The organism is Paenibacillus sp. FSL H3-0329, assembly GCF_037963285.1.
In the GTDB taxonomy this organism is placed as follows: Bacteria; Bacillota; Bacilli; order Paenibacillales; family Paenibacillaceae; genus Paenibacillus_AQ; species Paenibacillus_AQ odorifer.
The window spans coordinates 3,420,584-3,443,196 of record NZ_CP150150.1; the positions used below are offsets into that span (position 1 = coordinate 3,420,584).

23 protein-coding genes are annotated in these 22,613 nt (G+C 47.1%); 20 read left to right on the forward strand and 3 right to left on the reverse strand.

From position 1 onward, the window contains the following. Positions 1-5: 5 nt before the first annotated feature. Positions 6-533 carry a hypothetical protein gene (locus tag NSQ66_RS15095; RefSeq protein ID WP_339279722.1) on the reverse strand — a complete coding sequence of 176 codons (528 nt, stop codon included), beginning with the start codon at positions 531-533 and terminating at the stop codon, positions 6-8. A 318-nt stretch (positions 534-851) separates the two neighbouring features. On the opposite strand from NSQ66_RS15095, the gene NSQ66_RS15100 reads away from it, so the two are divergent. Continuing rightward, positions 852-1,355: a DUF1572 family protein gene (locus tag NSQ66_RS15100; protein WP_036677310.1), complete on the forward strand. Its 504-nt coding sequence runs from the start codon at positions 852-854 to the stop codon at positions 1,353-1,355. Positions 1,356-1,425: 70 nt separating this feature from the next. Here NSQ66_RS15100 and NSQ66_RS15105 read toward each other — a convergent pair whose 3' ends face one another. Beyond that, complete coding sequence (locus NSQ66_RS15105; protein WP_036677307.1) at positions 1,426-2,295, reverse strand: AraC family transcriptional regulator; 870 nt, start codon at positions 2,293-2,295, stop codon at positions 1,426-1,428. Between the two features lie 123 nt (positions 2,296-2,418). Between NSQ66_RS15105 and NSQ66_RS15110 the strand changes: the two genes are divergently transcribed. From NSQ66_RS15110 to NSQ66_RS15145, 8 genes are all read left to right on the forward strand, one after another. Continuing rightward, positions 2,419-3,477, forward strand: a complete 1,059-nt coding sequence (locus tag NSQ66_RS15110) for a Gfo/Idh/MocA family oxidoreductase (RefSeq protein WP_036677306.1) — start codon at positions 2,419-2,421, stop codon at positions 3,475-3,477. Further along, positions 3,474-4,331: a sugar phosphate isomerase/epimerase family protein gene (locus NSQ66_RS15115; RefSeq protein WP_036677303.1), complete on the forward strand. Its 858-nt coding sequence runs from the start codon at positions 3,474-3,476 to the stop codon at positions 4,329-4,331. Before NSQ66_RS15110 ends, NSQ66_RS15115 begins: the two co-directional genes overlap by 4 nt. A 25-nt stretch (positions 4,332-4,356) precedes the next feature. Continuing rightward, the gene (locus tag NSQ66_RS15120) at positions 4,357-5,250 is read left to right on the forward strand and encodes a sugar phosphate isomerase/epimerase family protein (protein ID WP_036677301.1); all 894 of its coding nucleotides are present in this window, start codon (positions 4,357-4,359) and stop codon (positions 5,248-5,250) included. A gap of 144 nt (positions 5,251-5,394) precedes the next feature. Beyond that, positions 5,395-6,528: an amidohydrolase/deacetylase family metallohydrolase gene (locus tag NSQ66_RS15125; protein WP_036677299.1), complete on the forward strand. Its 1,134-nt coding sequence runs from the start codon at positions 5,395-5,397 to the stop codon at positions 6,526-6,528. Continuing rightward, positions 6,482-7,594: a DgaE family pyridoxal phosphate-dependent ammonia lyase gene (locus tag NSQ66_RS15130; protein WP_036677297.1), complete on the forward strand. Its 1,113-nt coding sequence runs from the start codon at positions 6,482-6,484 to the stop codon at positions 7,592-7,594. The genes NSQ66_RS15125 and NSQ66_RS15130 overlap by 47 nt, the downstream gene beginning before the upstream one ends. After that, entirely contained in the window at positions 7,587-8,342 is a 756-nt protein-coding gene (locus NSQ66_RS15135) for a KDGP aldolase family protein (RefSeq protein ID WP_036677295.1), read from the forward strand. Before NSQ66_RS15130 ends, NSQ66_RS15135 begins: the two co-directional genes overlap by 8 nt. After that, entirely contained in the window at positions 8,335-9,351 is a 1,017-nt protein-coding gene (locus tag NSQ66_RS15140) for a sugar kinase (protein ID WP_036677293.1), read from the forward strand. The genes NSQ66_RS15135 and NSQ66_RS15140 overlap by 8 nt, the downstream gene beginning before the upstream one ends. 213 nt (positions 9,352-9,564) lie before the next feature. Next, a complete protein-coding gene (locus NSQ66_RS15145) occupies positions 9,565-11,502 on the forward strand; it encodes a hypothetical protein (RefSeq protein WP_036677292.1) in 1,938 nt (645 codons plus the stop codon). Between the two features lie 105 nt (positions 11,503-11,607). Here NSQ66_RS15145 and NSQ66_RS15150 read toward each other — a convergent pair whose 3' ends face one another. Next, positions 11,608-12,147: a GNAT family N-acetyltransferase gene (locus tag NSQ66_RS15150; RefSeq protein WP_036677290.1), complete on the reverse strand. Its 540-nt coding sequence runs from the start codon at positions 12,145-12,147 to the stop codon at positions 11,608-11,610. 294 nt (positions 12,148-12,441) lie between these two features. On the opposite strand from NSQ66_RS15150, the gene NSQ66_RS15155 reads away from it, so the two are divergent. The 11 genes from NSQ66_RS15155 (at position 12,442) to NSQ66_RS15205 (ending at position 22,440) form a co-directional block, all read left to right on the forward strand. Next, the gene (locus tag NSQ66_RS15155) at positions 12,442-13,335 is read left to right on the forward strand and encodes a LysR family transcriptional regulator (RefSeq protein WP_036677289.1); all 894 of its coding nucleotides are present in this window, start codon (positions 12,442-12,444) and stop codon (positions 13,333-13,335) included. A 119-nt stretch (positions 13,336-13,454) separates the two neighbouring features. Beyond that, positions 13,455-13,970: a GNAT family N-acetyltransferase gene (locus NSQ66_RS15160; protein WP_036677287.1), complete on the forward strand. Its 516-nt coding sequence runs from the start codon at positions 13,455-13,457 to the stop codon at positions 13,968-13,970. A gap of 4 nt (positions 13,971-13,974) precedes the next feature. Next, positions 13,975-14,832, forward strand: a complete 858-nt coding sequence (locus NSQ66_RS15165) for a transporter substrate-binding domain-containing protein (RefSeq protein WP_036677286.1) — start codon at positions 13,975-13,977, stop codon at positions 14,830-14,832. 33 nt (positions 14,833-14,865) lie between these two features. Next, positions 14,866-15,651 carry an amino acid ABC transporter permease gene (locus NSQ66_RS15170; RefSeq protein ID WP_076141224.1) on the forward strand — a complete coding sequence of 262 codons (786 nt, stop codon included), beginning with the start codon at positions 14,866-14,868 and terminating at the stop codon, positions 15,649-15,651. Continuing rightward, on the forward strand, positions 15,648-16,358 hold the full coding sequence (locus NSQ66_RS15175) for an amino acid ABC transporter permease (RefSeq protein ID WP_036677282.1): 711 nt from the start codon (positions 15,648-15,650) through the stop codon (positions 16,356-16,358). The genes NSQ66_RS15170 and NSQ66_RS15175 overlap by 4 nt, the downstream gene beginning before the upstream one ends. Next, complete coding sequence (locus tag NSQ66_RS15180) at positions 16,355-17,107, forward strand: amino acid ABC transporter ATP-binding protein (RefSeq protein ID WP_076141225.1); 753 nt, start codon at positions 16,355-16,357, stop codon at positions 17,105-17,107. Before NSQ66_RS15175 ends, NSQ66_RS15180 begins: the two co-directional genes overlap by 4 nt. A gap of 11 nt (positions 17,108-17,118) precedes the next feature. Then, positions 17,119-18,135: an LLM class flavin-dependent oxidoreductase gene (locus tag NSQ66_RS15185; RefSeq protein WP_076133219.1), complete on the forward strand. Its 1,017-nt coding sequence runs from the start codon at positions 17,119-17,121 to the stop codon at positions 18,133-18,135. A gap of 53 nt (positions 18,136-18,188) precedes the next feature. After that, positions 18,189-19,370: an amidohydrolase gene (locus NSQ66_RS15190; RefSeq protein WP_076099207.1), complete on the forward strand. Its 1,182-nt coding sequence runs from the start codon at positions 18,189-18,191 to the stop codon at positions 19,368-19,370. Continuing rightward, a complete protein-coding gene (gene solA, locus NSQ66_RS15195; protein WP_076099206.1) occupies positions 19,367-20,539 on the forward strand; it encodes an N-methyl-L-tryptophan oxidase in 1,173 nt (390 codons plus the stop codon). The genes NSQ66_RS15190 and solA overlap by 4 nt, the downstream gene beginning before the upstream one ends. After that, on the forward strand, positions 20,539-21,018 hold the full coding sequence (locus NSQ66_RS15200; RefSeq protein WP_076141226.1) for a DinB family protein: 480 nt from the start codon (positions 20,539-20,541) through the stop codon (positions 21,016-21,018). Before solA ends, NSQ66_RS15200 begins: the two co-directional genes overlap by 1 nt. A gap of 75 nt (positions 21,019-21,093) precedes the next feature. Next, a complete protein-coding gene (locus NSQ66_RS15205) occupies positions 21,094-22,440 on the forward strand; it encodes an LLM class flavin-dependent oxidoreductase (protein WP_076105731.1) in 1,347 nt (448 codons plus the stop codon). Positions 22,441-22,613 lie beyond the last annotated feature (173 nt).

Consider the following 22,613-nt stretch of genomic DNA (forward strand, 5'->3'; position numbering starts at 1 on the left):
GGAATTCAAATGCCAAATATATCGATTTCGGAGACAGGAAACCACTTTTTCGAAGCCACATCTTTAAAAAATACTTGAATAGTGTAGGTGCCCTTTGTAGTAAAGGAATATGTATACTCGTTGGTTTTGAACCAAAAGTTTTCTTCGCTGTTCTTAATTTGTTGAGTATCAATGGTTTCTGTTTTATCCGCAGGATCGGTGATCACAACCTTAATATCTGAAATTTCAGTTTTTAAATGATCCACCTGTAATAGAGTAGAAAATGCAAAACGTGACGGGCTTTTTACTTTACCAAAAATCTCTCCGTTATTATCGAGCATTACCATGTTTATGTTAGGCTTGTAGATTCGAACGGTTTTACCTGATTCATCCAAGGTGAATAGTGCAAATAAATCTTTAGACAACTGTTCAGTCGTCAAGGAAATCGAACCTTCGGACAATATTGCGGGCTGTTTTTGAAGCACATTATTCAAATATAATGAAACTTCAGATGAGCCAGCTGCAGCATAAATTACGGTTCCCGGTAAAATCATGATGCAAAATCCTAAAAGAATCAGCTTCCTTATTTTTCTCAATGATTTTCCCTCCTATAGAGCTTTATGTTAATTATACCCATAAGATGGAAGATAGTTTCTTTTACACAATTAATAAAATATAAGAAGGTCAGTAGAGGGAAATACCCTTACCTGACCTTCTTGGTGTTAAATGAAAGAGTTATTTTTTCTCAGGAGCCAGGATAAGAATGTAACAAAACATTGTGGCATAAAAATAGCATTGGGACTAGATTTCATTTGACAGAGGAGATGTGTTTGGTAAAATTATACATATGTTTTATTAATAGGAGGTTAGCAATGGATATCGCCATTGAGTTAATTGAAAGTATGTTAGTCAAATTTAGATCGGAAAAGAAATGGACGCTCCAAGCAATCGAGCAATGTACCCAAGAGGATATTACATGGTCCCCAACCGTGGAAAGTAACAGTATTGCAAATTTGGTTGCTCATATTAGCGGGGCAGTACACTCACGAATTGAAACCATCCTTTTAGATATTCCGGATACTAGAGATAGGGAGAGGGAGTTTGAAAGAGGCCTAGAAATGACAAAAGAACAAGCCATAACCATGACCAGGGATGCTTTTGATATTATCATCCAATATCTTGAACGGCTCCAATCTAACCCGGAGTTATTGATGTCACAACCCTTTCTTAATTTACCACCACTTACATATAGCCAAGTAAATAACGAGACTACTGCTCTTAATCTCATGATAGCGATGGTGAGAGAAGTCCATTATCATACAGGCCAAATCATTTATGCAGCAAAAATAAGAAAGGGTCAGCTTGTATGGCAATGACAGTTTAACTAGAGGAACGATACATACACTAACAAAGGACTGCCAAGAGGCAGTCCTTTGTTCACTCTAACTAGAATCCTCTCACACTGCTAGGGGTTACCTTTTTATGTTTTTTAAAGGTGCGGCTGAAGTAGTAGATATCGCTGAAGCCAGTAGTGGTAGCGATTTCAGAAATCGTTAGCTGGGTATGGCGGAGCAAATAATCTGCACGGTCTAAACGGACAGCATTTACATATTCCGATATCGTATGCCCAGTGAGTTCCTTAAAGAGACGGCTGAAATGGAAGCGGCTTAACCCCGTTAGCGCCGCAAGTTCGTCAACTTGAATCGGCTCCTGGTAATGGGTATCGATATAACGCAAAACAGGTGCGAAGCGTTCAACGGTCTGAATACGTCTTTCTTGCTCCGCTTGTGAGAGTACGGTGACGATATGTCTGCGCAACAACAGTGTTAGCAGGCGGTACAGCTCGGATTTGACAGCCAGCTCGTAACCAAATTCGCGACGTTCCAGTTCCCGGATAATCGCCAACGCACAGTCTGTAATATGCTGATCCCCTCGGATATGGTTACGTAACAGCAGCTGGTTCCGCTGAATCGGGGCGATGAACTTGGTTTCGGCAGCGTCGCTTACCGCACTATGCAGCAAGGAAGTATCTGCAATAATCGCATAATACAATAAATCAGAAGAAGCGCTTACCCCATAATGCAGCTCGTTGCTGTTCACAGCAACTAAATCGCCAGCCCGAACGTTGATCGGTGTTCGTCCGCACTCAAAAACAGCCTCACCACTTTCAATAAATATAAACTCAAGATGCTCATGCCAATGATGTGGGAACAACATAACTCCTTCTTGGTTGAAGCGCTGGGTATGTACTTTAATCGGAAACTCGGGATCCGGCATGTCCATGGGTTCCTGTAGATGTTTATCATAGTCCAACATTAATAGACTGCACCTCCTATAGCACAATTGTACAAATGAAACCGCAAGGCTCTGCATGGTGTTTAGGGTTGAAATCATTATAATACGAATCATAACCTATGCAAAATAAAGGAGCGAGTATTAATGGATAAGATCAAAATTGGCGTAATAGGTACGGGCTCTATCTCCGGCATGCACTTAAGTGCTTATCGGAATAATCCGCAGACAACCATATATGCGGTATGTGATCTGAATGAAGAGCGTGCACGCGAAGTTGCTACAGAATATAACGTCGAGAAGGTATACACGGATTATCGTGAATTACTGGCCAATTCCGAAATAGATGCAGTCAGCATCTGCACATGGAACAACTCTCATGCCGAGATCAGCATTGCGGCGCTTGAGGCAGGCAAGCATGTGCTTGTGGAAAAGCCGCTTTGCCGTACGGTTGAAGAAGCGCTTCAGGTACAGCAAGCAGTGGAAAAGAGCGGCAAGATTTTGCAAGTAGGCTTTGTACGACGTTATGACTCCAATGCCCAGCTCCTTCAGACATTGGTGGAACAAGGAGAATTCGGCGAAATCTACTATGCAAAAGCAACGACGTTCCGTAGACTAGGCAATCCCGGCGGCTGGTTCAGTGACATTGAACGCTCAGGCGGCGGACCGCTGATCGATATTGGCGTCCATGTGATCGATCTTTGCTGGTATTTGATGGGCCGTCCGAATCCAGTATCGGTAAGTGCCAATACCTACCGGAAGCTCGGCAATCGTTCTAATATTAAGAATCTCTCTTTCTATAAAGCCGCGGATTACGACGCAGCGAACAATACGGTGGAAGATTTAGCAAATGCACTAATTCGCTTTGAGAATGGAGCTTCGCTGATGGTCGATGTCAGCTTTACACTGCATGCCAAAGAAGACGAGCGCTCAGTACGCCTGTACGGGGACAAGGGTGGTTTTGAAATCGATCCTGAGATAGTCATCGTTAAAGAACAGGCGGATACGATCGTCAATACCTATCCGCAGACTGATAATAAAGGATTTGAGTTCAACAGTGCATTCCAGAATGAAATTAATCATTTTGCGAGCAACATCAGTACCGGCTCTACACCGATTAGTCCTGTGCAAGACGGCGTTACAATCATGAAGGTACTCGGCGCGATCTATGAATCCGCAGCCAAAGGTGAAGAGGTGAAACTATGAAGTTAGGAATCAGCACTTACAGTCTGCATTCAGCTTTTTCGACGGGTGAGCTCACGCTTGAAGGAGTCATTGAGACGATCGCCGATCTGGGCGCAGAACATGCGGAGATTGTACCCTTGGGTATCAATTTGGTTGAAAATCCTGAGCTAATTGATCAGATTGTACGAACAGCAGCGGGTCGTGGACTAGAGTTATCCAATTATGCTATCGGGGCGAACTTTGCCGGGCTGGAGACAGCGGAAATGCAGCGGGAAGTCGAGCGGGTAAAGCGGGAAGTAGACGTGTGCGCGGCATTAGGCATTCAGCGGATGCGGCATGATGTAGCCTCCTCAAACGATCTAACCATCACGCATTTTTTGGAAGAGCTTCCACGTTTGGCTGAAGCCTGCCGAGAAATTGCCGATTATGCTTCAGGTTTGGGCATTACGACCAGTGTGGAGAATCATGGATACTTTATTCAGCACAGCGATCGTGTACAGGCGCTGGTTCATGCCGTAGGAAGAGACAACTTCCGTACAACACTCGACATTGGGAATTTCCTGTGCGCAGATGAGAACCCGCTAATAGCTGTACCTAACAACATCAAGCTTGCTTCGATGGTGCATTTCAAAGATTTCTATATTCGTCCGCAAGACCGCCAGCCTGGCGAAGGTTGGTTCCAATCCTCCGGTGGGAACTGGTTGAGAGGTGCCATCGTTGGTCAAGGAGACATCGACATGCCGAGTGTAATTCGAATCGTTAAAGAAAGCGGTTACGACGGATATATCTCTGTAGAATTTGAGGGAATGGAAGAGTGCCGTAAGGGAACAAGACTGGGGCTGGAATACATCAAGCGGGTTTGGAACCAAATCTAATTCATTATACTGGAGGATTATTGCCATGGTTAAACCAATTATCACTAATAAAATCGGTGTTATCGTAGACAGCTTTCAGGTTGGAGTGAAAGAGGGATTGCGTAAGGCAAAAGAAGCTGGGGCAGATGGAGTTCAGATTTATGCGGTGCAAGGCGAATTTGATCCCGCTACTCTCTCTCAGTCAGCACGCCGTGAATGGAAGGATTACATTGCTTCGCTGGGTTTAGAAATCTCTGCCCTCGTTGGAGATTTAGGCGGACATGGCTTTCAGGATCCTGCCCAGAACCGTGCCAAAATTGAAAAGTCCAAGCGCATTATGGAACTGGCTAAGGAGCTAGGTACAGATATCGTAACTACACATATCGGTATTGTTCCCTCTAACCCAGCCAGTAAAATTTATGAAACCATGCACATTGCCTGTGAGGAACTTAGCAGATATGCACATGAGATGAATTCTTATTTTGCGATTGAGACTGGGCCAGAACCCGCTGCACGTCTGAAGACTTTCCTCGACGGTCTGGGTTCCAGAGGGGTTTCCGTTAATTTTGATCCGGCCAATATGGTCATGGTGACTGGTGATGATCCGGTGCAAGGTGTTCATACTCTAAAAGATTACATTGTACACACCCATGCTAAAGATGGTCTCAAGCTTGCCGATATCGATCCGCGCGATGTTTACGGTCAATATGGTTATGAAGCACCAGCATTAGACCATGAGAAGATCGCTGAAATGGCCGAGACCGGCTCGGCATTCCGTGAAGTTCCGCTCGGAGCAGGTTCTGTTGATTGGAACAACTATCTGCAAGCGCTGAACGACATCGGTTATACAGGATTCCTGACCATAGAACGGGAGGTTGGCACTAATCCGGAGGAAGATATCCGCCAGGCTGTGAATTTTTTGAAGGGTTTTCGGGTCTGAACACGGTAGTAATAAAGATTAAATAGTTCATCCAAACAGTCCCTGTGAAAAAAGATCTTACATCCATTGGGACTGTTTGTGTTATAGAGTGTGCGGGAAAGACCTAGGACGGTAATGTTCTGAATTTGGAAAGAAGGTGTGACGATGACAGCAGAACGTTTACTCCTCCGCCGGGCGAAAGTCCTGAATGGAACGGAAATGGACATTGTCATAGCTGATGGTAACATAGTCCAGATAGTTCCCGGTGGCACCGCCGAAGAGCATGGGTTCAAGGTCGTGGAAGCCAATGGGGCGTATGTTTCTAGCGGCTGGATCGACTTACATGTACATGCGTTTGCAGAACTGAATCCGTATGGTGACGAGATCGATGAGATTGGAATCAGATGCGGCGTGACTACGCTCGTGGACGCAGGTAGCTGCGGAGCGGAGCGGATGGGTGAGCTGGCGGAGGCGGGGGAAAAGTCAGCAACGCAACTGTTAGCTTTTCTTAACATTTCAAAGATTGGCCTGATGCGAATTGACGAGTTGTCCCAACTAGAGTGGATTGATCATGAAAAGGTGCTTCAGGCGGTAGTTGCTTATCCAGAATTTATCGTAGGCTTGAAGGCCAGAATCAGCAAAAGCGTAGTGGGTGACAATGGCATTCAACCCCTTCATCATGCGCTGGAGCTCTCGGAGAAGACCGGGCTGCCGCTGATGGTACATATTGGCTCCGCTCCGCCGGATATTCGTGAGGTTCTACCGCTACTTCAACGCAACGACGTGATAACCCATTATCTAAATGGTAAAAGCAACAATTTATTCGATAAGGAGAATCGTCCGCTCCAGGTATTGAGAGATGCTATTGAGCGAGGAGTTCACTTGGATGTGGGACACGGTACGGCTAGCTTCTCGTTCGCTGTGGCCGAGGCGGCCAAACAAAACGGTATTGATCCGGATACGATCAGCACAGACATATACAGAGGCAACCGTATGAATGGTCCCGTCTACTCCATGGCGAATCTGTTAAACAAGTTTCTCGCACTGGGATATTCCCTTGAAGAAACAATTGCGCGAGTGACGAGCAGAGCAGCCCAGTGGCTGGGACGCCCGGAACTTGGGGAGATTCGGATCAATAACAAGGCGAATCTGACCCTTTTTCGTGTGACGGATGAGAAGATTGAGCTGGTAGATTCTGAGGGGGAACGCCGGGTAGCGCAGCAAACCATTCAAGCAATAGGGGTGATCATAGGTGACAAATACATGGAATGCGAAATACGGCCTGAAAAGAGTTATTAATGCAAGCGGCCGGATGAGCATCCTCGGGGTATCGGCACCGACCGATACGGTGATGGAAGCTATGCGTCAAGGCGGACAGAGTTATGTGGAAATCGCCGATTTGGTGGATAAAGCGGGAGATTATGTTGCACGTCATACAGGTTCTGAAGCAGCGGTGATCGTGAACTCGGCTTCCAGTGGAATCGCTTTATCGGTGGCTGCGCTGGTAACCCGCGGTAATATTCGTACAAGTCTGCGGCTCCATCAGGATAGCATTTTTAGAAATGAAATTGTAATGCTAAAAGGTCATAACGTACAATACGGTGCACCAGTAGAAACCATGGTTTATCTCGGTGGCGGTAAGGTGGTGGAAGCAGGTTATGCCAATGAAGGACGGGCGGAGCATTTGGCCGCTGCGATCTCGGATCAGACTGCAGCTATTTTGTACGTCAAATCTCATCATGCCGTTCAGAAGAATATGATCTCTGTAGAGGAAGCTTGGGCTGTGGCCCAAACTCATAACGTACCGCTTATTGTAGATGCTGCAGCGGAAGAGGATCTGCAGAAATACGTGCAAATATCCGATCTGGTTATTTATAGTGGCTCCAAAGCTATAGAAGGTCCAACATCCGGACTTGTGGCGGGAAAACGTCTTTATATTGAATGGCTGAAAGTGCAGCTTCACGGCATTGGCCGCAGCATGAAGGTTGGTAAGGAAACATCCTTCGGCCTGATGCAGGCGTTGGATGAATATGCTCACAAGCAGGATACAAGCGAAAAGGAAAAAGCTACGCTCCAATTGCTGATGCCGCTCGACGGGCTTCCCGGAATTCGGGTAGCTATCGTGCAGGATGAAGCAGGCCGGGCAATTTATCGTGGACGCATCCATGTGGACCCGAATCAGTGCGGAATAACAGCACTTGAGCTATCCCAGCAGCTTCAACAAGGTGAAGTGGCTATATACACTAGAGACTATGGGGTAAGGCAAGGTTATTTTGATATTGATCCGCGTCCGCTAATGGGTGATGACATAGAAATGATTACTGCGAGGATAAGGGAATTGACAGGAGGGGCAAGCAATGTCTGAAATTAACAAGCGGTTCTATAAAGGTCGGGTGGCCTTAAACGTATTGGCTAAGGATATAGAAAATGCCAAAGAAGTGTTTACTGCCGCCGAAGGTTATGTACTGGTCGGTGTATTGTCCAAAGACTATGCAACGGTAGAGGAAGCCGTACAGGCGATGGAGGCATATGGGCGGGAAATTGACGGTGCGGTATCGATAGGACTAGGTGCGGGTGATAATCGGCAAGCTGCTGTTGTTGCAGAGATTGTCAAATCCTATGCTGGCAGCCATATTAATCAGGTGTTCCCGGCAGTTGGGGCGACCCGTGCCAACCTTGGAGCGAAAGATAGTTGGATTAACAGCATGATCGCACCAACGGGACAACCTGGTTTTGTGAATATCTCCACCGGCCCGGCCAGTGCGGCACAATCTGTCCCGGCTGTAATTCCTGTGAATGCGGCCATTGCATTGGTCCGGGATATGGGCGGAAATGCTTTAAAGTATTTTCCGATGCAAGGGCTGAGCCGTAAAGCGGAGCTAATCGCTGTGGCCAAAGCCTGTGCGGAAGAGGGTTTTGCGCTGGAGCCGACCGGCGGTATCGATCTGGACAACTTTGAAGAGATCTTGTCCATTATATTGGAAGCAGGAGTGCCGCAGGTGATTCCCCATGTCTATACATCGATTATCGATCCGCAGAGCGGAGCAACGAGAGTGGCGGATATACAACAGCTCTATCGGACGATGAAAAAGCTGGCGGATCAATATGCCTAAACATATCGCCGCTTTTGGTGAAATAATGATGCGGCTACAGGTACCAGGCTTTGAACTTTTATCTCAGGGTAACCTGCTGAAGTATTCCTTTTCCGGCACCGGCGTCAATGTACTGTCTGCATTGTCCCGATACGGACATCAAGGAAGCTTGGTGTCGAGGCTGCCTGCGAATCCTATTGGTGACGCAGCAACAGCCTATCTTCGGCGACTGGGTATCCAGCCGGAGCATATCCAGCGCGGGGGCTCAAGTATAGGGATGTACTTTCTTGAAAACGGATTCGGGGCTCGCCCCTCCCGAGTGACTTATTCCGGTCGCCCGGAGAGCAGCTTCAATACTGCTCCTCCGGGCACTTATCCATTCGCAGAGCTGGCAGACCTCGCGGATGCTGTTCATTTCTGTGGGATAACGCTGGCAATGAACGACGGTGTGCGAAAAGCGATGAAAACTTATGCAGAAACGGTTAAGCAGCGCGGTGGTCTAGTCGTTTTTGACTGCAATTACCGCCCATCGCTTTGGGGAGAGAGAGGCTATGAGCTGGCGCGTTTCCATTACGAAGACATGCTGCATTTGGCCGACATCGTGCTGATGAATGAAAAAGACGCAATGCTAATCCTTGGTATGAAGCCCGAGGGAACTTCAAGGGAAGAACAACTTCAGGAGCTAATTCCCGCAGTAGCTTCACGCTACAGTCTATGTACGATAGCAGGAACGCATCGGTCCATCCATGAAGATAACCGCCATTCGTTGCGCGGTTATATCTTCAAATCCGGTCGCTTCGCATATTCCGAGACCTTAAGCTTTCCGGTGCTTGATAGAGTCGGGGCTGGAGATGCATATGCCAGTGGTATAATTCACGGAGAGCTGGAAGGTTTTGATCCTCAGCATACTGTAGCCTTTGCGGCCACGGCCGGTATGCTAGCCCACACAGTAGAAGGAGATTCTCCGCTGGCCACCGAGCAAGAAGTTATTGGTGTGCTGACAGGTGCTGTAAGAGATATATTGAGATAAAGAAGAAGCTGCCTTACAGGAGAACAGGCCTGTGCGGTGGCTTTTTTTATCGCTACAGACACTGTAACTTTGCTCAGATCAAGAATCTGATCCAATGGCTACAGGCTAGATTTGGCTTATTTAGGTCTTTTTAAATAGGTGTAAAATCTCATTTTTTGCAACTTTATCCTCTAACCGGCGTCAAAGAAGAGAGAGTAAGAAGGGGGAGGCTATATGAAAAAATTAAATCTACTAGCCCTTTTAGCAGTTATTTCAATAATCTTTGTTGGATGTGTCAATACAGGGGATAAAGATAAAGCGAATCAAACGCTAATCGATCTGAGTTCTGCGGACTCCATTACAATCCATGATGATAGCGGCGGATTAATAACCATAACGGACCAAAAGCTAATAGAACGTTTCAATAAAACTATACATACTGCTAAGTATGACAACGCGAAGCTTGATATTGCAGCACCTGAATATGAGGCTACTGTTGAATTGAAGAATAAAGAAAACGAAAAGTTCTCATTCTGGATTATGGGCATGAATAATGGTCTTTTCACCAAATCAGGACAAAATGGGCATTACAAGTTATCTGAAACGGATAAGGCTGCTTTGCTTAACTTATTTGAATCAAATGATCAGCATGTAGAATCCGATAATCTAAAGATCGATGAGACCATCAAGCGAATCACATTAGCAAACTCTCTAGCACATGGTTCAGTGAATGCTAACATAAAGGATGAATACACAGATCATGAAACCATAGATACTTTCGTCCGAGCCATCCGTACCGCTGAACAAATACCAGGGAATTTAAATACCGCAACGCCTAACTACGATATCGTTCTAATTTCAGATAATAATAAATATGCCTTTCATTTATGGATTAACGAGACAAGCGAGCAAGGCATGTTAATGAATGTGAACGAAACGGATACAGGCTACACAATTACTAAGGAATCAACTGCTGAGTTAAAAAAAATTCTGTTCTCGGAAGCAAAATTTAATGGTTTGGAGTTTAATACAGAACGGAACTCTATTGGAGATCTGGTGGCCAAACCGATGGGCCTATCCGAAAATAACTATCTTTTAAATGGTGGAGAAGTAGTTGAACTGCAAGGGATCTCTTATCATACCATTCATCTTTTCTATGGCGACCACAATGCTGTCAACGCTTTGTTAGCCCATGATCCTGCTACGGATGAGGTGAAGGTGAAATGGAGCGACGAACTCAACGATTCCAATAATCGATGGAATAACGCTTTTATGAGCAACTATAATATGCTAATCCCGCTGGGTGAGGATCATCTATTATTTCTGGAATCGGATGTGACGAAAAAAGCCGGGCAATATCATTTGTCCTCATATAATGTTGTTACAGGAAAGATTGAACGACTTAGGGAAAACTTCTGGCCGCTTTCTGATGATTATGATTACATTTATAAATTTCAATGGAAAGCTCATGAGCAAAAATTGTTTATGCAGAGTTATCTCGGCAATGTATGGATCTTTGATCTGAAAACAGGAAAGGACGATGTCCATCTTCTGAAATATCGCGTAATCCCACATTCGACGACCGGGGCGCCATCCCTGTTCCTCTCACCAACTTTTAAGAGATTTGTACATGATGATGAGAGCGGCGAATTAACCTTTTACGATAATAAAGGAGTTTCGCTACGTACTGTACCGTTACCACAAGAGCAATATGTACCTTCTGAGAAAATAAAGTGGAACCCGGCGGGCACGATTGCCTGGATGGATACAGCAGAAATCAACGAAAACCGAATTCTTGACATCGATATCGATTATCTGAAAATAGCTGCACAAAAAATTAATTTTTATAATCAGGATGGTCTTTCCATCGGATCCATTAAGACTGAAGGCAATCATGAAGATACGGCTATTGAAGTTGTGGGGTGGATGGACGCTAATGTAGCCGTGATAAAATCATATACTGTAGAACTTATGCACAAGGATAATATAGGGCTTAATGTTAAGGGTGTTTCTTATTATCTCTATGATGTAAAAAAGAAGCAGAAGGGGGCAAGCTTTTCGTCCATCCCTTCCAGTGCTACCATTACTACAGATCTTCGAATGGGCGATATCGATAATACGGGGGAAATCACCGTGAGTTTTAAAGAAATCACCTATAAAAAAGAAAAATAAATAAGCCTCGGGAAGTTCACCGTAACGATCACACAAGATCATTGGGGAAGCTTTCCGAGGCTTCTTTTTATATTTAAAAGACAAATATTTAAGAATTCTCGAATTCTATATTTGTCCCGCTGTAGAACGCACGGAGGACAGCAGGTCTAGCCGGAAGCCTTGTACTAGAGTGTCACCGTTCATAAGATCGGTCTCATACGCACGATTAAAGCCTAAGCGCTGGTACAGTTTGATGGCTGAAGACATCATTTCCGAGGTGTGTAGGTTCAAGGTGGTGGCACCCAACTGTAGTGATCTCCGTGCAGCATCGCGAATCAGAAGAGTTGCAACGCCAAGACCACGAGCGGATGGAGATACGGCTAGCAGACGTAGGATAGGGGAGTGAATCCCGAGCTCCGGTTTCCCGTAAGCCGTTTCCGAGGAACTGAACAAGAGTGCGCTACCAACGATTTTCTTGTCGATTTCAGCGATGATCCGAACGAGCGGGGTATCACCATGAACGGAATCAAGAAGCGATTTCCGATACTCCAGCCACAACGGCTCAGGCATGATCTCCGAATATTGGTGGTATGCATCTAACAGCAAATCGGCGATAGCATTACGATCTTTATTCTCAGCTTCACGGATAATGATCTTTTGTGACATGTTTTCGCTATCCCCTTTCAGACAAATGTAATGTTCATTCGAATGAAATTATTATACATGATAAATCCTAGTGGAATAAGATGAGTTTCATAATTCTGATTTAGGAATAGAAAAGTTCTATATGAAATAAACATGACTTTCAGTTCAAAATCCGATTGATTTACACGGAATTAATTGTTGACAAAAAATAGGGTGATGACTAAGATATAAACAAAATCTATAGGGTAGCATCGCTTTAATTCATTGTTATTACATCGGAATAGTAAAATTAATAAAAGCATAGGGGGATTAGGGATGAACATTGAAAATATTGAGGCTTTTGTCTACATCAACCATTATGGAAGCTTCAATAAAGCGGCCGAAGTTCTATATATCTCCCAGCCGACAGTAACGGCCCGGATTCAATCGCTAGAAAGGGAACTGGATTGCAAAGTGTTTGATCGGTTGGGCAAGCAGATTAACCTAACGGATAAAGGTAAACAGTTTCTTCCCTATGCCCAGCAGATTCTCCAGATCTATCAGAACGGTAAATATCAGGTTCAGGCTAAGGGACACATTCCAAATGAACTGAGAATCGGCAGTACGGTCTCGGTTTCCAATTATTTAATGCCCCATCTGATGCTCCATTTAAAGCGCAGATATCCTCATATCACAATCAAGCTGATGACAGCTTCTACGGAAGTATTGACTGAAAAGTTGAAATCGAAGGAGCTTGATTTGGCTTTTATCCGTAAGATCGTAAATCCGGCAATTCAAACCTTTCCTTTCTGCGAGGACCCCATCTCACTGTATGTACATGAGGGACATCGCTTTGCTAAAGCACAGCGGGCTTCACTGGAGGATATCCGCCAGGAGACGTTGGTTTTTTTTGAATGTGGCTCTTTGGATTGGATGCGGCTGCATCGTGTATTTGAGAGCATGGAACAGCCACCGAAGATTGAATATCAGGTAGATAACCTGGAGACAGCCAAAAAGCTGGTATTGAAAAAAGCAGGCATCTGTTTCCTTCCCGCCCTCAGTGTGCAAGAGGAAGTGGCGACGGGGTCGCTGATCCGGGTGGATATTGCGGAGACGGAAGGCATCTCCTTACGAACCAGCTTGATTTCGCTAAATGGAGAGAACGCTGAATTCATCGAAACCCTGCTTGAACTGGGGATTGGTACAGTCGGAGATCGACTAATTGTATAGATGTATTAAAAAACTCTATTAGCGCATGGACACATGCAGTGATAAAGTTAATTGCATATAATCACAACTAATTCGATAGGGATTATAAAATTAATTTTCGAAAGGCTGGAGGGCATGTGATGAGTGAGGTATACAGGCTGGCAGAACTGAAGGATGCGGAGCAATTGCTGGATGTTACATATCGTGCCTATCAGCTGATTCGTGAACTTGGGCTGCATTGGCCGGCGGCCACAGCCGACTTGGCGCTTATTGAAGACAATATAGCTACGAATGAGTGTTATGTGCTTGAAGTTGACGGAACGATAGTTGCGACCATAACCCTTTCAAAGGAAGAAGAGATTAAGAAGATTAGCCCACTGCCTTTTATCAAATGGTTTGCTGCTCATCCAGATTACAGTAACAGAGGTTATGGTGGAAAACTTTTGGATTGGGTGGAAGAGAACATTATTGCTGGACAGTTAGGTTCGGCTGCGGTCACGCTGGCAACGGCGAAGAAACATCCGTGGTTGGTTCAAATGTATGAACGCCGGGGGTACGAACGGTTTCTAGAACTGGATCAGCAGAATGGTGACGGCATTATGTATCTGCTGAAAAAAACACTTACAGACAAACCACAGTTCATTCAAAGGGGATAAAACAATGAAAAAGTCCATTTCACTAGTATTTGCATCGATATTGACACTGGCGATTGCCGGCTGCGGAAACAACAGTAACAGCGCTAGCAGCAATCAGAAGGGAAATGCAGCAGAAGCTGCGGCACCGGCAAAGGATTCGGCAAAGGTAACTAAGATCATTGTGGGCACGGGTACTGCTTTTCCGAAAGTCTGCTTCATAGATGAGAACGGCAAACTCACCGGATTTGATGTGGAACTGCTCAAAGAAATCGATAAGCAGCTGCCAGAATATGAATTCGAATTTCAAACCATGGATTTCAGCAATCTGCTGCTGAGCCTGGAAACCAAAAAAATCGATTTGGTCGCCCATGTCATGGAGAAAAATCCGGAACGGGAGCTGAAGTACTCTTTTAACAAAGAAGCCTATGCCCACTGGAGAAACCGCATTGTAGTGGCAAAGGATAATAATTCAATCCAATCGCTTGATGACCTCAAAGGGAAAAAGGTGCTTGTAGGTGCAACGAGTGCACAAGCACAAATACTCGAGAACTACAATAAAGAGAATGACAATGCGATTGATATCGTGTATCAGAATGGTGCAGCGAATGATACCGTCGCACAAATCAGTACTGGGCGTGTGGACGCAACGCTGGCTGCAGATTTTGTCCTGCCGATCATTGATCCGCAGAATCAGCTAAAAGCAACGGGCGACGAGTTGTCCTCCGCGGACATTCTCTATGTTTTCCGTAAGGATGATGCCGATTCGCAAAAGCTTTCAGATGCGATTGACAGTGCGATTAAAGAGCTGAAGACAGACGGCACACTAGGCAAGCTTAGTACGGAATGGTTGGGTGCGGATGTTACAGCGGATTCGGTTAAATGATTGAGCCGGTGAGCACGGGAAGGGAGGGAATATATGGGCGCACAGTTTGATATCAGCTTTGTATTTTCGTTTTTGCCTAAGTTACTAGGGACTTTAAGCACCACGCTTCTGATTGTCGCCTGTTCTCTACTGACAGGAATTATTGTCGGCTTTCTCGTAGCTCTGCCAAGACTTTATAAAGTACCTGTGTTAAAAACCATCTCCGAAATCTATATTTCTTTTTTTCGGGGAACTCCGATCCTTATCCAGCTCTTCTTGTTTTATTATGGTCTGCCCGAAATTATGAAGCTGGTTCATGTCGATATGACCCGGACTCCCGTGCTTGTTTTTGTGATACTTACTTACGGGCTGCATACGGGGGCATACATGTCCGAAATGATCCGGGCTTCTGTAATGGCGGTGGATAAGGGGCAGGTAGAGGCTGCTTATGCTACAGGAATGACGGGGGTTCAAGCCTTTACGCGAATCGTGCTGCCGCAGGCGCTCGGAATCGCAGTTCCGGTATTCTCCAATCTGGTGATTGCTCTACTGAAAGATACGTCATTGGCCTTTACTCTTGGGGTGATGGAAATGTCAGGTAAAGCACAGACGCTAGGCAGCTTAACTCAGCATTTTATTGAAACGTATATTGCGCTTGCGCTAATCTATCTGGTCATCAGCTTTACAATCGAGAAACTGCTGCTTATAGCAGAACGCCGGCTGCTGCGGCATGAGAAACGGAATACACCGGAGAAAAAATCGTTCAAAATCAACAAAAGCTGGTCCTACCGCCGCATCATTGCTGAACTTGGACCGGGTAAAGGAGGTAGCGGATTATGAAGCTGGACCCATCTTTTATCTGGACTGCTCTGGTGCAAATTTTAAGTGCAATTCCTGTGACCTTATCTATTACTGTTGTCTCAGTACTCATTGGATTTGTGATTGGTGTGGCTGTAGCGTTGATCCGGATATACAGAATTCCGCTGCTGTATCCGCTGGCTGTCGGTTATGTTACGTTCATCCGCGGGACACCGATGCTGACGCATCTTTTGCTCATCTATTTTGGGCTTCCCGTATTAATCGATGGTCTGGCGGTACAGTTCGGCTGGAGCTTCAGGTCAGTATCGATTCCGATGATCGGTTTTGCCTATATTTCGTTCTCGATTACAGCGGGAGCCTATATGTCCGAAGTCGTCCGTTCCGGTCTGCTTGCGGTGGATCGCGGTCAGTTGGAAGCGGCACATTCTATCGGCATGACCACGCCCCAGGCACTGCGGCGGATTGTTTTTCCTCAGGCGCTGGCGGCGAGTCTGCCCAATCTGTCAAATTCGGTAATTGGTATGCTGCATGGATCTACCCTTGCTTTTACCGTTTCGGTGGTGGATATCAATGCTAAGGCGCAAATTGTTGCTTCAACGAACTGGAAGTTTTTTGAGGCTTATCTGGCGGCAGCACTGATTTTCTGGGGACTTACGTTCCTGATCGAACGCGTGACGTCGCTGATTGAAAAAAGAATTAATCTGTACAATCGAGGTGGAGTAGCATGATCAAGCTTGCGCAAATTTCGAAGTCATTCGGTCGGAATCAGGTGCTCAACAATATAGATTTAACGGTGACGAAGGGCGAGGTTGTCGTCATTCTCGGTCCCAGCGGCTCAGGCAAAACGACACTTTTACGCTGTGTGAATTATCTGGAGAAGCCGAGCAGCGGAGAGATCGCCATCGGCGATTTCAAAGTGAACTGCAAGCATGCCCGTAAAAAGGAGATTCATCTGCTCCGGCAAAAAACGGCAATGGTGTTCCAGCAGTACAATTTATTCCGCCATAAATCCGCACTGGAGAACGTGATGGAGGGACTGCTGATTGTCAAAAAGCTTCCGAAGGACGAAGCGAAAAATCGGAGTATCGCCCTACTTGAAAAGGTTGGTCTTGGCAGCAAGCTGGACGCCTATCCAAGTCAGCTGTCCGGAGGCCAGCAGCAGCGGGTTGGCATTGCCCGTGCCTTGGCGCTCGAGCCGGAGGTTATATTGTTCGACGAACCCACATCGGCGTTGGACCCAGAGTTAGTGGGTGAGGTGCTGGCCGTCATCCGTAAAATTGCCAAAGAAGGCATCACAATGATTGTGGTGACTCATGAAATGGGCTTTGCTCGCGATGTGGCGAATCATGTGGTTTTTATGGACGGAGGCGTCATTGTTGAAGAAGGGACTCCGGCAGAGCTGTTTAACCATCCGCGCGAAGAAAGAACGAAGCAGTTCCTGAAGCGGATCACACCTGAATTTAACTATTCCATATAGGAGGCAAAACAATGGCTATTACAATCAGCGTACTTGATCAAAGTCCGATCTATCCGGGAGAAACGCCAGAGGAAGCATTCCAGCATACGATCAAGCTGGCACAATTGTCCGAAGAGCTTGGATTCCACCGGTTCTGGGTTTCAGAGCATCATGACTCCGAGCAAGTAGCCGGCTCTTCCCCGGAAGTACTTATCTCACATCTTCTGGCTAAAACAGAGCGAATCCGCATTGGATCCGGTGGCATCATGCTCCAGCATTACAGCCCGTATAAGGTAGCGGAGAACTTCAATGTGCTGTCTACACTGGCTCCTGGACGAGTGGATCTCGGTGTGGGACGTGCTCCCGGTGGACTCCCACGCAGCACACAGGCACTACAGCAGGGAAAAGCTGAGACCCCAGACCTGACGGACAAAATCATCGAGCTGGAAAAGTATGTACATAACCGCCTCGAAGAAAACCATCCGCTGGCAGGGTTGAAGGCAGGTCCCCTTCCTGGTATTCCTCCCGAGCTGTATGTCCTTGGCGCGAGTGTAAGCAGCGCGGAAATTGCCGCTGAACTGGGGTTACCGTACGTATTCTCCCTGTTTATTAACAGCGATAAGGCGGTAGCGCTGGATGCCATTCGTGCTTACCGCAGCGGTTTCGCTTCTTCACAGGGCAGACAACCGCAAGCGATTATCGCTTTAGCGTTAGTGGTGGCTGAGACTGAGGAGGGAGCGAAAGAACTGGCAGGTGCGCATAAGCTGATCCGGATTCAACTGGCGAGCGGGAAGAAGCTGACAGTAGGGACCTTGGAACAGGCGGAGGAATTTGCCCGCCAGAGCAATGAAGCCTACACGATTGAAGAGCTGGAATCGGAGATTACCAAGGGAACAAAATCATCTGTCCGTGAACAGTTGTTGGAACTTTCAGAGGCATCCGGTGTCGAGGAGTTCATCATAACGACGAATGTACAGCCCTTTGACAAACGGCTCCGATCCTTTGAGCTACTGAGCGAAGCAATCGCTGAAGTGGCTGCAGAGGCATAAAGCGGGCGGGCTCGGTATCACACAGGAAATCGTGTAAAGGAGGGTGACTGTATATGACAAGTAAAGCTAAAGAGTTGAGTGCGGAAGCGCTTGAAGAAGAATTAATCGGGATACGCCGTCATCTGCACCGGCACCCGGAACTGTCCAATGAAGAATATGGCACAACAGAATATATTATTTCCCTGCTGGAGCGGGCAGGAGTCAGGATCGTAGAATACGGTCTGTCTACCGGCGTGATCGCAGAGATTGGCGGCAAAAAGCCTGGTTCGGTCATCGCACTGCGCGCAGATATTGATGCCTTGCCAATCCAGGAGGAAAGCGGAGTATCCTTTGCTTCATTATATCCCGGCAAAATGCATGCCTGCGGGCATGATTTCCATACGGCTGCCTTGATTGGTGCCGCCTTTCAATTGAAACAGCGAGAGCAGCAATTACAGGGAACGGTGCGCCTGTTATTCCAACCAGCGGAGGAGAAGGCGCAGGGTGCACAGCGAATCATTGCTAGCGGGGCACTAGAAGACGTCCGGGCAGTGATCGGGCTGCATAACAAGCCAGACCTGCCAGTCGGAACCATCGGTATTAAGGGTGGTCCTTTAATGGCAGCAGCTGACGGGTTTGTGATTGAAGTGCAGGGTGGCAGTTCTCATGCTGCCGTTCCGGAAGCTGGCATAGACCCGATTGTAGCGGCTTCGCATATTGTGACGGCATTCCAGTCCATTGTAAGTCGCAATGTCAGTCCACTGCAGAGTGCGGTGGTCAGTGTGACGCAGATTCACAGCGGCAATTCATGGAACATTATCCCCGAAAAAGCCGTGCTTGAAGGGACGATCCGCACCTTTGATGAAACGGTGCGCAGCAAAGTGCTGAACCGGTTTCAGGAAGTGGCGGTCGGTGTAGCAGCGGCTCTTGGAGCAGAAGCTACCGTTCGCTGGATAGAAGGGCCACCTCCGGTTATCAACGACCCCTCCCTAGCAGCGCTTGGAGTTGAATCGGTCGAAGCTCTTGGTTACCGAGCGATTCAGCCAGAGCTTTCTCTGGCTGGAGAGGATTTCGCCTTCTATCAGCGCGTGGTACCCGGACTGTTCGTTTTTGTAGGCACTGAAGGAAGCCAGGAATGGCATCATCCGGCCTTCAATCTGAATGAACGTGCACTCCCTGTGGCAGCACGTTTCCTTGCGGATGTAGCTGTTCGTTCCCTAGTGCAGTACAGTCCCGATGGAGGTGCAGAATTATAGCTGAACATAACAGTTACGATGTAATTATCGTCGGCGCAGGCTCGATGGGCATGAGCGCCGGTTACTATCTTGCGAGGCGCGGAGTGAAGACGCTGCTAATTGATGCCTTTAATCCTCCACATACACAGGGAAGCCATCACGGGGAAACCCGGCTGATCCGGCACGCTTACAGTGGTGATCCCGCTTACATTGATTTGGCTCTGCGGGCAGATCGTTTATGGAAAGAAGCCGAGCAGTTGAGCGGAATAGAACTGCTTGTCCGCTCGGGCGTATTGAATCTAGCAGATAGTGCAGTGTATTCCTTCAGCGGTCGTCTCGCGGAAGCGAAGAAACGGAAGGTGCAGGTTCAGCATCTGGATGCCGGAGAGATCCGGCGGCGCTGGCCGGGATTGAACATTCCAGAAACATTCGCAGCAATGTATGAACCAGATGCCGGGTATTTGTACAGCGAGCGCTGTATCTCCGCCTACCGCCAGCTTGCCCTTGGACAGGGTGCGGAGCTGTTGACGAACACTTCGGTAGTAAACATCACCGCCCGCGAAGGCAGTGTGACAGTTCATACAACAAACGGCGATTATCACGGAGCGTCAGCTATCCTTAGTGCCGGAGCCTGGTTTGGTGCGTTGGCGCCTTTTGTGCATTTGCCAATCAAGGCGATCCGCAAAGTTGTGGGCTGGTTTGAGAGCTCACCTGCTTTTGCAGCCGGTAACTTCCCTGGCTTCACGCTAGGGGCTGAGGAAGGTGGCTATTATGGCTTTCCCAGCATTGATGGAACCGGTCTGAAGATCGGCCGGCACGATACGGGGCTGGAATGGAAACCAGGCACACTACTTGCTCCCTTTGGCAGTGAAGCCAGCGATGAGCAAGACCTTCGTAGAGTACTGGAGTCTTATATGCCGGGTGCAGCTGGCCGATTACTTAAAGGTTCTGTATGCAAATATGAGCATACGCCTGATGAAGATTTCATTATTGACCGCCATCCGCTCCACTCCAATGTGCTGGTAGCCGGAGGGTTCTCAGGGCATGGTTTTAAATTTTCTAGTGTTGTAGGTGAAATACTTGCTGATATGGCGACAAGTGGAGCTACCAACCACAACATCCAACCTTTTTCGTTATCACGTTTTGCACCTGATCATTCGCAAGCAGGCTTTATATTGGAGGGGATTTAATGAGCAAAGTTCAAATCAGTAATTTTTTAAGTACTTACAACCAGCTGGTGCATGCAACTGCAGGGTTAACAGAGGAACAGCTGAAATGGAAGGCGGAACCAACAAGTTGGAGTGTCACTGAGGTGCTGGCTCATCTAGCTGATCACAGCATTGTGGTTTCGTTCCGCATCCGTGATATTCTCGCTGCTACAACTGCGCAGCTGCCAGTCTTCAATCAGGACGCTTGGGTCAGCGGCCAGTACGCCAACAGTGGTTATGCTTCCGATAGCCTGGAGTTGTTCCGCAGCCTGCTTTATTATAACAGTCTATTGTTTGAACGGCTCAGCGCAGAGGATTGGGAGAAAAGCGGGATTAACTTCAAGGGGGAGATCGTGAAAATTTTCGATATCGTCCATAGCTTCACCGCACATGTGGAAAGGCATCTTGGCCAGATCGAGCGAATCAAGCAGGGCGTTGCCAATGCATCGTTCGTGCAATAAATGCTTATAAAGTGAGTTTTGCACAAAGTAAAACCTGGGAATCGTATGCTCACAAAACTTTTAGGAGGAATGAACATGACCAAACCAAAACAACTGAAGCTAGGCGCACTGCTGCATGGAGTAGGAGGCAGCACGTCGATGTGGCGCCATCCTGATGCTAAGCCGGATGCAAGTGTAAACTTTGAATTATACAAAGCGTGGGTACAGAAGGCAGAAGAAGGCAAGCTGGATCTGATCTTCATCGCAGACGGTTTGTACATTAATGAAAAGTCTATTCCGCATTTCCTTAACCGGTTTGAGCCGCTGACCATCCTTAGCGCACTCGCCGCCGTCAGCACCAACATCGGTCTGGTTGGTACCCTGTCCACCTCCTACAGTGAACCGTTTACTGTCGCGCGTCAATTCGGCTCACTGGATGTAATCAGCGGAGGCCGGGCCGGCTGGAATGTGGTGACTTCACCGCTGGAAGGCTCTGCCTCTAATTACAGCAAAAAAGAGCATCCTGACCATGGCAAGCGCTACCGCATTGCTACCGAATATTTGCAGGTGACGCGCGGATTATGGGATTCCTGGGAAGATGATGCGTTTGTCCGAGACAAGGAATCAGGTGTATTCTTTGATCCGCAAAAAATGCATACCCTGGACCATCAAGGTGAGTTCTTCTCCGTGAAGGGACCGCTCAATATTGCTCGTTCGAAGCAGGGGCAGCCAGTCGTGTTTCAGGCAGGTTCCTCAGAAGTTGGTAAAAATTACGCCTCAAAGGAAGCGGATGCTATCTTCACTGGCCACGAAACGCTAGAAGATGCCCAGGCATTCTATAGCGATGTTAAGACACGGGTAGCTTCATTTGACCGGGATCCGAATGAGGTGCTGATCTTTCCTGGCATTGCACCAATCATTGGCGACACACCAGAGGAAGCAGAGCGCAAATATCAGGAGGTTGCTGGTCTCGTGACGATTGAGAATGCACTGAACTATTTGGGCAGATTCTTCGAGCATCATGATTTCTCGCAATATCCGCTGGATGCACCGTTCCCTGAGCTTGGCGAGTTGGGGCGCAATAGTTTTCAGAGCGGCACGGATAAAATCAAAAAGGACGCGAAGGAGAGAGGCTTAACACTAAGACAGGTCGCCTTACAATCCGCTACCCCGCGTAGCAGCTTTATTGGCACACCTGAGCAAGTGGCGGATCAGATTCAAACCTGGTTTGAGGGTGGAGGAGCAGACGGATTTATGATCGCAGCTGCTGTTCCTAACGGACTGGAGGAATTCGTCGATCGGGTAGTGCCGATTCTGCAAGAGCGGGGTCTGTTCCGCACTGAATACGAAAGTAGCACCCTGCGTGGAAATCTCGGTATTCCATTGCCTGAGAACCGCTATTCCAAGGCATCTCAACCGGCAGGGCATAAAGCCATACATTAACAATAATATTAATTTGAATTTCAATATTTAGCTTTCGTCATAAAAAATGTAACGCAGCCGTTTAAGGCTGCGTTTATTTGCGTGCGCGCGGAGCTTGTCTATCAACGTAAGCGCTTTAAATATCCAATCAGAGCAATAGATAACCAATCACTGTTATATAGGCAGGGTTCCCG

Excerpts from the sequence above, each read along its gene's own strand:
- NSQ66_RS15095 (WP_339279722.1), bottom strand. The coding sequence starts at position 533 with ATGATTTTACCGGGAACCGTAATTTATGCTGCAGCTGGCTCATCTGAA.
- NSQ66_RS15100 (WP_036677310.1), top strand. The coding sequence starts at position 852 with ATGGATATCGCCATTGAGTTAATTGAAAGTATGTTAGTCAAATTTAGA.
- NSQ66_RS15105 (WP_036677307.1), bottom strand. The coding sequence starts at position 2,295 with ATGTTGGACTATGATAAACATCTACAGGAACCCATGGACATGCCGGAT.
- NSQ66_RS15110 (WP_036677306.1), top strand. The coding sequence starts at position 2,419 with ATGGATAAGATCAAAATTGGCGTAATAGGTACGGGCTCTATCTCCGGC.
- NSQ66_RS15115 (WP_036677303.1), top strand. The coding sequence starts at position 3,474 with ATGAAGTTAGGAATCAGCACTTACAGTCTGCATTCAGCTTTTTCGACG.
- NSQ66_RS15120 (WP_036677301.1), top strand. The coding sequence starts at position 4,357 with ATGGTTAAACCAATTATCACTAATAAAATCGGTGTTATCGTAGACAGC.
- NSQ66_RS15125 (WP_036677299.1), top strand. The coding sequence starts at position 5,395 with ATGACAGCAGAACGTTTACTCCTCCGCCGGGCGAAAGTCCTGAATGGA.
- NSQ66_RS15135 (WP_036677295.1), top strand. The coding sequence starts at position 7,587 with ATGTCTGAAATTAACAAGCGGTTCTATAAAGGTCGGGTGGCCTTAAAC.
- NSQ66_RS15140 (WP_036677293.1), top strand. The coding sequence starts at position 8,335 with ATGCCTAAACATATCGCCGCTTTTGGTGAAATAATGATGCGGCTACAG.
- NSQ66_RS15145 (WP_036677292.1), top strand. The coding sequence starts at position 9,565 with ATGAAAAAATTAAATCTACTAGCCCTTTTAGCAGTTATTTCAATAATC.
- NSQ66_RS15150 (WP_036677290.1), bottom strand. The coding sequence starts at position 12,147 with ATGTCACAAAAGATCATTATCCGTGAAGCTGAGAATAAAGATCGTAAT.
- NSQ66_RS15155 (WP_036677289.1), top strand. The coding sequence starts at position 12,442 with ATGAACATTGAAAATATTGAGGCTTTTGTCTACATCAACCATTATGGA.
- NSQ66_RS15160 (WP_036677287.1), top strand. The coding sequence starts at position 13,455 with ATGAGTGAGGTATACAGGCTGGCAGAACTGAAGGATGCGGAGCAATTG.
- NSQ66_RS15165 (WP_036677286.1), top strand. The coding sequence starts at position 13,975 with ATGAAAAAGTCCATTTCACTAGTATTTGCATCGATATTGACACTGGCG.
- NSQ66_RS15170 (WP_076141224.1), top strand. The coding sequence starts at position 14,866 with ATGGGCGCACAGTTTGATATCAGCTTTGTATTTTCGTTTTTGCCTAAG.
- NSQ66_RS15175 (WP_036677282.1), top strand. The coding sequence starts at position 15,648 with ATGAAGCTGGACCCATCTTTTATCTGGACTGCTCTGGTGCAAATTTTA.
- NSQ66_RS15180 (WP_076141225.1), top strand. The coding sequence starts at position 16,355 with ATGATCAAGCTTGCGCAAATTTCGAAGTCATTCGGTCGGAATCAGGTG.
- NSQ66_RS15185 (WP_076133219.1), top strand. The coding sequence starts at position 17,119 with ATGGCTATTACAATCAGCGTACTTGATCAAAGTCCGATCTATCCGGGA.
- NSQ66_RS15190 (WP_076099207.1), top strand. The coding sequence starts at position 18,189 with ATGACAAGTAAAGCTAAAGAGTTGAGTGCGGAAGCGCTTGAAGAAGAA.
- NSQ66_RS15200 (WP_076141226.1), top strand. The coding sequence starts at position 20,539 with ATGAGCAAAGTTCAAATCAGTAATTTTTTAAGTACTTACAACCAGCTG.
- NSQ66_RS15205 (WP_076105731.1), top strand. The coding sequence starts at position 21,094 with ATGACCAAACCAAAACAACTGAAGCTAGGCGCACTGCTGCATGGAGTA.